This window comes from Pontibacter silvestris (assembly GCF_020907275.1).
Taxonomy (GTDB): Bacteria; Bacteroidota; Bacteroidia; order Cytophagales; family Hymenobacteraceae; genus Pontibacter; species Pontibacter silvestris.
On sequence record NZ_JAJJWI010000019.1, the window covers coordinates 31,204 to 43,296 of the forward strand.

9 protein-coding genes are annotated in these 12,093 nt (G+C 41.7%); 5 read left to right on the plus strand and 4 right to left on the minus strand.

Annotation, left to right across the window (positions count from 1 at the left end):
* Positions 1-421: 421 nt before the first annotated feature.
* Complete coding sequence (locus tag LN995_RS16335; protein WP_229962156.1) at positions 422-757, plus strand: STAS domain-containing protein; 336 nt, start codon at positions 422-424, stop codon at positions 755-757.
* Between the two features lie 425 nt (positions 758-1,182).
* On the opposite strand, the gene LN995_RS16340 is transcribed toward LN995_RS16335, so the two are convergent.
* The 3 genes from LN995_RS16340 to LN995_RS16350 all read right to left on the minus strand — a co-directional run bounded on the left by LN995_RS16340 (position 1,183) and on the right by LN995_RS16350 (position 3,977).
* Positions 1,183-2,319: an App1 family protein gene (locus LN995_RS16340; protein ID WP_229962157.1), complete on the minus strand. Its 1,137-nt coding sequence runs from the start codon at positions 2,317-2,319 to the stop codon at positions 1,183-1,185.
* Positions 2,320-2,361: 42 nt separating this feature from the next.
* Complete coding sequence (locus LN995_RS16345) at positions 2,362-3,189, minus strand: M48 family metalloprotease (protein ID WP_229962158.1); 828 nt, start codon at positions 3,187-3,189, stop codon at positions 2,362-2,364.
* Between the two features lie 383 nt (positions 3,190-3,572).
* Positions 3,573-3,977, minus strand: a complete 405-nt coding sequence (locus LN995_RS16350; protein ID WP_229962159.1) for a hypothetical protein — start codon at positions 3,975-3,977, stop codon at positions 3,573-3,575.
* A 188-nt stretch (positions 3,978-4,165) separates the two neighbouring features.
* Between LN995_RS16350 and LN995_RS16355 the strand changes: the two genes are divergently transcribed.
* Positions 4,166-5,251, plus strand: a complete 1,086-nt coding sequence (locus LN995_RS16355; RefSeq protein ID WP_229962160.1) for a DNA topoisomerase IB — start codon at positions 4,166-4,168, stop codon at positions 5,249-5,251.
* Positions 5,252-5,547: 296 nt separating this feature from the next.
* On the opposite strand, the gene pgi is transcribed toward LN995_RS16355, so the two are convergent.
* Positions 5,548-7,200, minus strand: a complete 1,653-nt coding sequence (pgi, locus tag LN995_RS16360; RefSeq protein ID WP_229962161.1) for a glucose-6-phosphate isomerase — start codon at positions 7,198-7,200, stop codon at positions 5,548-5,550.
* A 332-nt stretch (positions 7,201-7,532) separates the two neighbouring features.
* Between pgi and LN995_RS16365 the strand changes: the two genes are divergently transcribed.
* The 3 genes from LN995_RS16365 to otsB all read left to right on the plus strand — a co-directional run bounded on the left by LN995_RS16365 (position 7,533) and on the right by otsB (position 12,091).
* A complete protein-coding gene (locus LN995_RS16365) occupies positions 7,533-10,331 on the plus strand; it encodes a cation-translocating P-type ATPase (protein WP_229962162.1) in 2,799 nt (932 codons plus the stop codon).
* A 209-nt stretch (positions 10,332-10,540) separates the two neighbouring features.
* Positions 10,541-11,284 carry a beta-phosphoglucomutase family hydrolase gene (locus LN995_RS16370; protein ID WP_229962163.1) on the plus strand — a complete coding sequence of 248 codons (744 nt, stop codon included), beginning with the start codon at positions 10,541-10,543 and terminating at the stop codon, positions 11,282-11,284.
* 6 nt (positions 11,285-11,290) lie between these two features.
* Positions 11,291-12,091, plus strand: a complete 801-nt coding sequence (gene otsB, locus LN995_RS16375) for a trehalose-phosphatase (protein WP_229962164.1) — start codon at positions 11,291-11,293, stop codon at positions 12,089-12,091.
* Positions 12,092-12,093 lie beyond the last annotated feature (2 nt).

Genomic DNA, 12,093 nt, shown 5'->3' on the forward strand with positions numbered 1-12,093 from the left:
ACTGCCTGAGCCTTTAGCTTTTTTTGATTCTATATTTAGAATTTCTTTTTCAGGAGGAGGGCTTTAGAGGGTATAATGATAACATATGTAAAACCTGCTACTTTGATAGCTAAACACTGTTTTTTTGTAATATGTTGTTTATTAGTGTTTTATGTAATAGCTTACATCAAGATTTCTCTTCTTTCTTCAAAACGTGTGAGTTTTGTACCAATATAAAACAATTCGTTTGTGTAGCTAACACATTGCAGCTACAATTAAGTACTTTTACTGAGGTTTGAGTTATTATAATAAGTACTTATACTCTACTGATAATCAATTACTTTTTGTTATTTCGTTAAATCAATTACTTCTGTAACAGGTTATGCAGGCAAAATAATCTATAACTATAACAGAGAGCATAATGGCAGTAGTAGTGCAGCATATGAAGAATCATAACCTTGTTTTAGCTAAAGGACATATTGATACAGATGATTGCCTTACTTTAAGTCAGGTGCTGAATAATACTACCCTGTCGAAATGTAAAACAGTCTGGGTAGATTGTGAACAGGTCACTTCTATTTCAACTGACGCCTTGCACCTGGTCTTAAACCTTTCTGATAAGGCAACCTCCTTGGGCATTCCATTGCTTTTCTATCAACTTAACCCCGCTTTAAAAGACACTGTAAAAGAGGAAGGGCTATACCAGGTGCTGAACATTTTGCCAACTATAACTGATGCAAATAATTACCACCAAAAACTGATGAACCAGGCATATTAATTCCAACTACTATAGCGTGAGACAAAGGGGCTGTTCATGATTTGATAAACTTAGCTGAGAATTACTTGAAGAATTCTCTTGATGTTTTTAGCAAACCATAGTAATAGGCCTTCTTATCTGTTGTTGTAAAAGTACATTTGTAAGTTTTTGTGAAATAAGGGACTACAAATACTTTTTGAATACTCGAATCCTTAGAAGGAAATATTGGCTAGTTTAATAAAGTATAGAAGGTGTTTTCGGCACCAATCTTCTGTGTTTTATGGCTTAATAATTGACTATGCTTCTTCTTATATAGATTATTGTTAAATCCTGACTTTTAGATAAATAAAGGCGCATGAAGGGCTTTAGGCGAAGGTGTCATATGCAAATCCGATTTATCCAGATCATGATCTGAAATAAATTTTATCTAAGAAACGATGTTTTGCTTACTTATCTTGCTGCTCATCCAGGTTCTTCTCTTTCTCTATATGAGGAAGCTCCTCTGTGAAGATAAAACCCTTATCAGCGGCATGTTCAGCTGCCTGAAGAGTGTTTTTAACAAGCAACATCTCGACGTTACCTGCCTTGAGTTCATCAGCTATGCCTAACACAACCTCAGAACGCTTTTGTATGTTGACGTCTCTTATATAGATTGCCATTATTCGCCCCGGGTAATTCTTAACTACTTTCTGGTAAATAGGAGCATCCTGTTGTCCGCTGTCGCCTATCAGTATAAAATTAAGTTTAGGGTAAGTAATCAGGATGTTTTCAATCTCTTTATACTTATGGCTCATGTGGTCCGAGTGCAGAAACTTGCTTTCGTCTATTCCCATATCGCGGAGCAGGAGAGGCCCTTGCGGAATGTCGTTGAGCTCCAGGAAGTGGTACAAAAGATCATAGTTGTTCCAAGGGCTGCTGGATACATAGAAAAAAGGATTGTTGTGTTTGCCGTTTCTGCCAAGTCGCAGCGAACGGTAAAACTGCGATACTCCATGAAAAGGAAGGCGAGTGTGTGCATTGTTCAGCAGTACATTTTTGCCTGTCTGCAACAAGTTAGTGGCACCAGTACGAACAATGGTATCATCAATGTCTGAAATAATGCCATATTCTGCATCTGGCGGAGGGACTAGTACATAAGCCGTCTCTGTAATCTCTTCTTCAAACTTTACCGGGGCATCAATTAGTTTTACATCAATCGGATGCCAGGTATCATCAGCTTTGATAGGAGTCTTTGGCTGTAGGTTCAACACAAAATAACCTTCTACATCAGTCGTAATTTCGTTCACATGGCCATTTAAAACAAGTTGAATCCGGGCATTGGGTACTTCATCTGTCTCAAATCGGCGGTACATGTTCAGCAGGTTTTCCCATACTGTATCTTCTGCTTCTGATTGCTTAATGCCTTTGTCTACTAGTACACGCCCCTTTACATAAAGCCTGTTTTCTGTTCCATAGCTGCGGTAAGTGACAATCTGCAGTGGCTGCATCATGTTTAGTTTACGCTTAAGCTGGAACGTAAGCAAATCAACTTTCTCTTCCGTTTTCAGAACAGCCTTGGCCGCTGCTTTCTTAAGATTATTCATAATGATTAAAAAAATGCCTGCGGTTCAGAGCAGGCATGGTGGTTACAGTCCTAAGGCGCTTTTAAGATGATCTAAGTCAGTGTCTGGTGCCGATGTAGTACTACAGCCTCTTTCCTGCGCCGTTTGCTGAATATTTTGGATACGATTACCTGGGTTAGGGTGCGTACTCAGGAACTCTGGTGTGCTGGCTTGGTTGTCTTCCTGTTCTAACTTAATAAAAAAGCCGGCTGCTCCGTCGCAGGCGTAGTAGTTGGTGCCTCCCAGGTATGATACGGAGTAAGTGTCTGCTTCAGTTTCAGCACTACGACTGAAACTTAATCCCGTAAGGTTTCCTGCTAGCTCAGTTGCAATCTGGCGCAAAGTGCCTGGGTTATTTCCCAGAGCCACTGATAATAGTAAAGCTATGCCATATTGTTGCTGTAACTGTTTTACACTATGTCGCTTATCGGCGTGGGCAATTTCATGTGCCAGTACCCCCGCCAGGTGATCTTCATCGTCCAGGTAATCAATTAAACCCGAGTACACATATATATAACCTCCCGGGGTGGCAAAAGCATTGAGTGCTTCAGGGTCTTTGATAATTTTTACTGTCCACGGGAACTCAGACTTATACTTTACTTCTCCAGAGTTAAGAACTCTGTTTACGATGTTATCCAGATGCGTGTAAGCCTTTGCATTGGTACTATTACGCTCCAGTAAGATACCTTGCGCTCTATTGGTAGAATCTACCTCAGCAGCTACCTGCTTTCCAAGGTTCAGGTCATCCTGAATGGAGAAAATAACACCATCGTTATTATCACAACTCCCTAAAGCCAGCAAGCTCAAAATTGAAAACAACCAAAGGGGAGTAGGAAGGTATTTATTGAACATCTTTATGTTGATTGAAAATTAATGGTTTCTAAGTTAGTAAAGCTATTTTTTCTTTATCTGAATATATTAGTTGCAACGTGCTTTACGCAATCTTTCTGACTAAAGGTTGCAACCATAATTGGCACAGTTTCATAGGAGGGGGCGCAAAATAAAGAAAGCTCCTGATTTTCTCAAAAGCTTTCTTTACCTAATGTTGTATATCCCTCTGTCTACAGATCAGGTTTTGATTAGTTCTTTCAGTTGATGATCTGTTAAGTTCGGTAAGAAGGCAGAACTAAATTGCTTAAGAACTGGCTGCATCTATACCACCTTCAATTGTTAAGCTGTATGAAAGATAGCGCGATGTTTAGGTTCTTATTTCTTAATTTACATAGTAAAAGCCGCTATTTTGTCTCTGTCAGTACCTGCTTAGAGAACATGATTGATACTGTTAGAGTAAGAAGTGTTATTACTAACATAGCTGTTGTTAAAAGAAAAGCCATGCCAGCGGTTTGTGTACTCATGGCTTCTTGTTGCCCGCGTACCATTTCCAGCAAATGAATGAAATATGTGCCGGAGCGCCAGCCCAAAAGCACTGTTAATATTCCTGCTTCAACTGTACCCAGATAAAAGCCCCATCGGTGGCCTCGGTTAAGGAAATGACCAGCAGTTAAACCTAATATGCCACCTACTGTGCCTGTAATGAGGGCTGTATTCGCTTGCTCGCCGGCAAGGTCTACTGCTACAAATCCGCAGATGATTAAAAATATTCCGAAGAAAGCGTATAAGTATGATATGTTTTTGTGCATGTAGTTTGGTAGAGTATTTTCAGAGACAAAGATAATTCAGTTTATGTAAAGGTTCATCTTAATTAGAAGATCACTATCACTTCTCTTGATACTAAAACCTTTTTGCAAGGATGAATTAGCAGCTTTAAAGAAAACTTTTAAAAGATTGTACAGTATTAGCAGGAGGTGAGACAATAGAGCCTATAGAGATGGCTAAGAAGAACAATTTGCACGAATTATATGCAGACCCAAGTAAGTCTGCGGAATGGGCCGGTTTACGTTATACATCGGATTCCAGCCCTGGCTATACGAGAAAGAAAGCTGGTAAAGTTTTTTATTATGTAGACAAAAAGGGGGAACGTATTTCAGACGAAAAAACGCTCGAGCGCATTAAAGCTTTGGTGATTCCGCCTGCCTGGACGGATGTGTGGATTTGTAAGTCACCAAAGGGGCACCTGCAGGCAACGGGCCGAGATGATAAAGGGCGTAAGCAGTATCTTTATCATCCGGAGTGGCAGCAGGCACGAAGCCTGACCAAGTTTGGCAGAATGATCTCCTTCGGGAAACATCTGCCTCAGTTGCGTGAGCGAATTCAGCAGGATATCACTTCACGCAGCCTGGACAGGAGAAAAGTAACGGCGGTGGTACTTTCCATCATGGATAATGCCCTTATTAGAGTTGGTAACAGAACTTATGCAAAGGAGAATAAATCCTATGGCCTGACTACCCTACGCGACAAGCATGTGAAAATTGAAGGCAGCAAAATTAAATTTACTTTCAAGGGTAAAAAAGGAGTCGAGCATGAGATAGATTTGAAAGATCGCAGGCTTGCACGCCTTGTGAAGAAGTGTAAAGATATACCTGGCTACGATCTTTTTCAGTATTATGATGAAGAAGGGCAGCGGCATACGCTGGAGTCGGGGGATGTGAATGACTATTTACGAGAAGTAACGGAGGAAGATTTTTCAGCCAAAGATTTCCGTACATGGGGAGGAACAGTGCGTATGGTTGAATGCCTGGAGAATGTGCTGGACGAAGATCCAGAGCTAAATAAAGAAAAGTCTATAAAAAAGGCTGTAAAAGAAGTGGCGAAAGGTTTAGGTAATACACCAAGCGTCTGTAGTAAGTATTATATTCATCCTGAAGTAGTTAATCTTTTTAGAGAAGATCGTTTGATAGAGTACCTTGAAAGACATAATGCAACAACTTCTCAATCAGGGCATCTTACAGCAACAGAGGAGCTAGTACTAAAAATGCTTGAAAGAGTGGCAAAGGAAAAGAAGAAAGCTGCCTAGGTTAATCAGCATTAAAAAATACTTGATAACTTCAGAGCGTCAAATCCACCTCTGTATGATAGTATTAAAGAAATCAGCCATGTAATAGGTCAACATAACCTCCTATTATATGGCTGATTCCTATTTAACAAGACAAGCTAGAATACTTAGCATCAGCCTTTAAGCAGCTTTGGCTTAATAAGCAGTTTTGTCTTTAATAAGGGACACTAGCAAATGCTTTCTCTATTTTTCATCTGTCTCAAAACCACAAAATGTAGCATGAAAAACTAGTACCTTATTCTTTGCTCAATATAGTTTTAGCTGCGGTTATTGTTATAATAAGCTATCAGGCCGTTAGTAGAGCTATCGTGGCTTCCTTCTTTCTTTCCTTGTAATTCATCTTCAATAACTCCTGCTAGCTGCTTACCAAGTTCTACACCCCATTGGTCGAAGCTGTAGACATTCCATAGCACACCTTGCACAAATATTTTGTGCTCATACATAGCAATAAGGCTACCTAAGATGTATGGCGTTAGCTTAGGGAACATAATAGAAGTGGTTGGCTTGTTACCCTCAAAAACCTTATGCGGCACCAATGTTTCTACTTCATCAGAAGATTTGTCACCTTTTTTAAGTAGCTCTTCACGGGCTTCTTCTTCTGTTTTTCCTTTCATTAACGCCTCTGTCTGAGCAAAGAAGTTAGAGAGTAGCATGACGTGGTGGTTGCCAAGGGGGTTAAGGCTTTGTGCCGGAGCAATAAAGTCACAAGGTATAAGTACCGTTCCCTGGTGAATCAATTGGAAGAACGAATGCTGGCTGTTTGTACCTGCAGCTCCCCATATTACAGGTTGCGTTTCGTAATTTACAAAATTACCGTTGCGGTCAGCGCTTTTACCATTGCTTTCCATTAAGCCCTGTTGCAGGTACTCCGGCAGCAGGCGCAAGTACTGGTCGTAAGGCAGTACAGCATGGGTTTGTGCCCCAAAGAAGTTGGTGTACCAAACGCCTAGTAAACCCATTACTGCTGGTACATTTTCACGAATAGGAGCAGTACGGAAGTGCTTGTCCATTGCTTCTGCGCCTTTCAGCAGCTCTTCAAAAGCATCGTATCCTACGGCACATGCAATAGACAACCCAATTGCAGACCATAAGGAGAAACGGCCACCTACCCAGTCCCAGAAGCGGAAGGTGTTTTCAGGGGCAATACCAAACTCTTCTACAGCTGTTGTGTTAGTAGACAGGGCAATAAAATGTTTTTTAATTTGTTCTTTGTCGCCAGCGTGTTTCATGAACCAGTCGCGAGCAGAGTGTGCGTTGGCAATGGTTTCTTTGGTTGTGAACGTTTTTGATGCAATAATGAAAAGTGTCGTTTCAGGATCAAGTTTTTTAAGTACTTCTGCTACATCAGTACCGTCCACGTTAGAAACAAAGTCTACTGCAATGCCAGGCTTCTGGTAGTATTTCAACGCTTCTACTACCATTTTAGGGCCTAGGTCAGAGCCACCAATACCAATATTAACAATGTGATTAATGGGCTTGCCGGTGTAGCCAGTCCATTCGCCATTGTGCAGCTTTTGGCAGAACGCTTTCATCTGCTTCTGCACATCACGTACTTCCGCTAAAATGTTTTCTCCATCTACTTCAATGCTTTCGTCTGTGAAATTTCGCAGAGCAGTATGCAGGACAGCGCGTTTCTCTGTGGCATTTATGGTTTCACCTTGGAACATACTTTCAATTGCTCCGGATAAATCCATTTCTTCAGCAAGCCCGGTAAGCAGGTCTAAAGTTTTTTCTGTTATTCTGTTCTTAGACAAGTCAAAGAGCATGTCTTCGAAGTAGAGACTAAACTTGTTGAAACGCTCAGGGTCTTCCTTAAACAGGTCACGGAGGAGTTGTGGCTGCAGGTCTGCAAAATGTGCTTCAAGTTTCTTCCAGGCAGTGGTAGAAGTAGGGCTAACGTTTTTCAGCATAGTTGCTTTTTTATAATTGTGTTTTTAGCAAATTTACTAGGAATAGGTTGTTTGGGTTTCTAAGCAACCTAAATGCTATATTATAAATTCTTAGTGACTTTTATCATTTTATTTGATGTCTGACTATGTATACCTTGGTGAAATATAGTCTTACGAAGAGTAAATTCATATCTTTTTTACCTTACAAATACTCTTCTCATGCTTTTTTTAGTTTCTACTATATGCTCCTACATGCATATTCTTGTTGAGAAAGTACAAATTACTAGTGCCTAAGTGACTTATCGGTTGCTGCTGCGCATCAAAAACAAACCTCTTTAAGTATAGTTAAAACTATGGAAATCAATCAGAAGCATCCGTACTACAATGACTCTGTAGAGGATACACTACAGAAACTGCAATCAGGTAGAGAAGGACTGTCAGAGGAGGAGGCTAAGAAACGACTTGATGAATTAGGCCCTAATGAACTGACGGGCACTGAGGGCACAAATCCTGTACTGCTTTTCCTGAAGCAGTTTAAGGATGTGCTAATTCTCATTCTGTTTTTGGCGGCGGGTGTGGCCTGGTATGCAGACCACAAGGTAGATGTTTACGTCATACTGGGAGTGATTTTATTCAACGCTGTGCTGGGCTTTATGCAGGAGTATCGGGCAGAGAAAGCTATCCTGGCATTAAAAAGCCTGATTAAGCAAAATGCCAATGTGATGCGGAACGGCAAAGTGCGGGAGATAGAGGCAAAGGATCTGGTGCCTGGCGATGTGATTGTTTTGGAAGAGGGCGATGGCATTCCGGCTGATGCACGCATTATCAGTCAAAAAAGCCTGAGAGCCGAAGAGGCCTCGCTTACAGGTGAATCTGTGCCTACTGACAAAAAGATAGAAGCATTGGAGGGGAAAATAAACCTGGGAGACCGGGTGAACATGCTTTGGAAAGGCACACATATAGCCAGAGGCTCGGCCAAGGCTGTGGTGACAGGCACAGGCCAAAACACCGAGATTGGTAAAATATCTGAATCACTCGGTAATATCAAACCCGAGGCAACCAACTTTAGCAAAAAGACAGCCCGCCTCGGACAACAAATGGCTGTTATTGCTGTTGCCACCTCTGCGGTAGTGTTTGTGCTGGGGTATTTCTTTCGTGATTATGAGTTCCAAGAGATTTTGCTGCTGACAGTAGCCACACTTGTGTCTTCTATACCGGAAGGTCTGCCAGCTGTTATTTCCATTGTACTGGCGATAGGTGCCCGGCGCATGGCCAACCAGAATGCTATTATAAGGGAAACAACAGCAACAGAAATGCTGGGTTCAGTAACGGTTATTCTCACTGATAAGACTGGTACGATTACCCAAAGCATATTATCTGTAAAGCGAATATTTCTTGGTGATGGATCAGACGTGGCTGTGTCTGGTAGTGGTTATGCGGTGCAGGGTAGTTTTAAACAGGATGGTAAGGACGTAAGTCCCAATGAAAATCCTGTGATGCAACAACTCTTGCTTATTGCCAGCTTGTGTAATAATGCCAGACTAAGCGAAGCAGCAGAAGCAGAGGGTGGCAAAAGTAACACAGAAGCTTATGAGGAAGTAGAGACTAAGGCAGAGGGTAAAGATGATGATCTGGAGAACCAGCCTAAAGTTTCCGGAGACCCAAGTGAGGTGGCTCTGTTGGTTTTATCTAAAAAAGCAGAGGCTAAAAATGCATCCAGCGTTCCAAAAGCAAAACGTATAGATGACCTGCCTTTCAGCTCAGACCAGAAGTTCAGAGCCTCTCTTATAGAACGTGAGGGGGGCAAGCGGGAGTTATTGGCAGTAGGTGCTCCTGAGCAAATGCTGAAGCGATGTAACCAGGTCCTTGCCGCTAACGGCCCGCAGGAGCTGACAGAAGAGCACCGCCAGCAGATACAGGATAAAATGGATGAGTGGACCAATGAAGCAATGAGACTGCTGGGGCTGACTTATAAAGAGGTGGGTTCAGCTACCAACACAGCAGAAACAGAACATGTTGATAATCTTATTTGGGTGGGTGTAACAGGTATAGTAGACCCGCCACGGCAAGGAGTGCAGGAGGCCATCGAATCTTGTAAAACAGCAGGTATTCGTGTTATAATGGTTACTGGCGACCACAAAAACACTGGGGCAGCCATTGCACGTGAGGTAGGCATTGTAGATGGCTCTGATTCAAGACAAGGTTATCCTGTTGCTATGCAGGAAGACGAACTGGAGGTAGGCAAAGAAGAGTTTGATAAGATAGTGCAAAACGTATCAGTTTTTACGAGAGTTAGCCCGAACACAAAACTGCGTATTGCAGAACATCTCCAACAAAAAGGGCACCTTATAGCCATGACAGGTGACGGAGTAAATGATGCACCAGCTTTAAAACGTGCCGATGTGGGTATTGCTATGGGAATCAGAGGTACTGATGTTGCTAAAGATGCAGCAAAAATTGTGCTCTCCGACGATAATTTTGCTACAATCGTGCGGGCAATACGGGAGGGGCGTATTGTTTTTCAGAATGTAAGGCAGACAAGCTTTTACCTGCTTACGACTAACTTTGCCTTTGCACTGGTGTTTATACTAGCTATAGGAATGGGGTGGCCTTTCCCGCTTACAGCAACACAAATTTTATGGGTGAACCTGGTAACGGATGGAATAATGGAGCTGGGCTTAGCAACTGAGCGCGGGCAAAAAGGAATGATGAAAGAGAGGCCGGTGTCACGCGATGTTAATATTCTTGATAGGAGCGTTATTCCTTTTTTAATTATCATGTCAGTTACCATGTTGTTTGTAACCTTGGGTGTGTTCAGGTATTACCTTGGTCAGAATGAAGAAATAGCCCACACGGCAGTATTTATCGTAATATCAATGCTACAGGTGTTTAACACATTTAATATGCGCTCTCTGAAAGATTCCGTATTTAAAATCGGCATTTTCTCCAACAGAAACATAAATATAGCGTTTATCGTGTCATTGGCTTTGCAACTGGTCGTGATTTATACGCCATTCCTGAGTGGTGTATTCCGTTTTGAAGAGTTACCATTTGTTGACCTTTTAATTCTTATTGCTTTGTCAACGTCAGTAGTGTGGGTTGCGGAACTTTATAAATTAAGCGTTTTAGCCGAAACAGAACTGAAAAAATGAGTTAAGCTTATTGCTGATTAAACTGGCAAAGCTGTAATGAATTTCTTTTTTAATGTATCAGAATTCAACTAATACTATATTGAGGAAGAAGTAAGGTTTATAATGCATGAGCGGTAAGCTTAAAGCTATAAGCAGGCTTTTCCTTCTAATGTGTAACCTTCAGCTTTATCAATGCTGTAAATAAATAACCTACAAACCATAAAACACATATGAGCAACCTGAACAATCTCATCAGTGAGAGAAATATTAAAGCCCTTATACTGGACATGGACGGTGTAATAACTAAAACAGCTGTCTTACATGCAGAGGCATGGAAGAAAATGTGTGATCTATACCTAAAGCAACGTGGCAAAGAAGAAGGGAAAGAGTATAAGCCTTTTGATGTGGTGGAGGATTATCGTGAATATGTTGATGGTATGCCAAGGCTTGATGGCCTGAGAAACTTCTTTAAGTCCCGTGGGATTACAGTACCGGAAGGTAAGCCTGATGATGAGGCTGGTGAAAACACGGTGGTTGGTTTAGGCGATTTAAAGAACCTGTACTTTCAGGAGATGTTGAAGCAAAATGGTGTCGTAGTTTTTGAGGATACTATAACGTGGGTAAAGGTGCAGCAGGAAAAAGGATTACGTACAGCTGTGATATCAGCCAGTAAAAATTGTCTGGACATATTACGTAGTGCAGGGTTAACTAATCTTTTTGAAGTGCGTGTAGATGGTATGGTCTCAGCAGAGCTGAAGCTAAAAGGTAAACCAGCACCCGATATTTTCTTAGAGGCTGCTAAAAGATTAGATGTACAACCACAGGAGGCAGCTATTTTTGAAGATGCCTGGGCTGGTATTGCAGCTGGGAAAGCCGGTAATTTTGGTTTAGTAGTTGGGGTAGACCGTACTAATAATAAAGAATTGTTAGAAGAAAACGGAGCTGATCTGATAATCAAAAGTTTCACAGAATAATTTACTATGCAGAAATACGAAGCAACGGAATTGCCATCAGCATTAAATAAAATTGATCAACTACTAGAAGGGAAAAAGCCAGCTGTATTTTTAGATTACGATGGTTGCCTTTCGCCTATTGTTCAGGATCCTAATAAAGCTTTTCTCTCAGAGGCAATGAAAACTACTTTGAGGCAACTGGCAGACGTTTGTAGCGTGGCTGTAGTCAGTGGCAGAGATCGTGCTGATGTGGAGAAACTGGTAGGGTTGGATAATCTATACTTCGCTGGCTCACATGGGTTCGATATTACCGGCCCTGGTGGGATGCAGACGGAGCCGGGAGATGCTTCCAGGGCTTTACCGGCACTGGATAAAGCTGCTGAAACTCTTCATGAGAGGCTACAGGATGTGGCTGGTGTAGTAGTGGAGCGAAAGCGCTATGCTATTGCTGTGCATTATCGCAACGTAACTGATAACCAGATAGAACGCGTAAAGGTAACAGTTGATGATGTGCTGCATGAGCATGAGGAACTTAAAAAAGGACTTGGTAAAAAAATTATCGAGCTAAAACCTAACATGGACTGGCACAAAGGCAAAGCAGTACTTTGGCTGATGAATGAGCTGGATCTGAATAAGCCTGAGATTATGCCTATATACATCGGGGATGATATTACAGATGAGGATGCTTTTGCTTCGCTGCAGGAGCAAAAGTATGGGTTAGGCATACTGGTTGGAGAGCACGATGATAAAACAGCGGCCACCTATCGCTTAGAAGATGTAGATGAGGTTCGGCAGTTCCTGGAGAAATTAACTCAAACCGTAAAATAATA

Coding starts and splice junctions, on each gene's coding strand:
- LN995_RS16335 (WP_229962156.1), top strand. CDS start 422: ATGAAGAATCATAACCTTGTTTTAGCTAAAGGACATATTGATACAGAT.
- otsB (WP_229962164.1), top strand. CDS start 11,291: ATGCAGAAATACGAAGCAACGGAATTGCCATCAGCATTAAATAAAATT.
- LN995_RS16365 (WP_229962162.1), top strand. CDS start 7,533: ATGGAAATCAATCAGAAGCATCCGTACTACAATGACTCTGTAGAGGAT.
- LN995_RS16370 (WP_229962163.1), top strand. CDS start 10,541: ATGAGCAACCTGAACAATCTCATCAGTGAGAGAAATATTAAAGCCCTT.
- LN995_RS16340 (WP_229962157.1), bottom strand. CDS start 2,319: ATGAATAATCTTAAGAAAGCAGCGGCCAAGGCTGTTCTGAAAACGGAA.
- LN995_RS16345 (WP_229962158.1), bottom strand. CDS start 3,189: ATGTTCAATAAATACCTTCCTACTCCCCTTTGGTTGTTTTCAATTTTG.
- LN995_RS16350 (WP_229962159.1), bottom strand. CDS start 3,977: ATGCACAAAAACATATCATACTTATACGCTTTCTTCGGAATATTTTTA.
- LN995_RS16355 (WP_229962160.1), top strand. CDS start 4,166: ATGGCTAAGAAGAACAATTTGCACGAATTATATGCAGACCCAAGTAAG.
- pgi (WP_229962161.1), bottom strand. CDS start 7,200: ATGCTGAAAAACGTTAGCCCTACTTCTACCACTGCCTGGAAGAAACTT.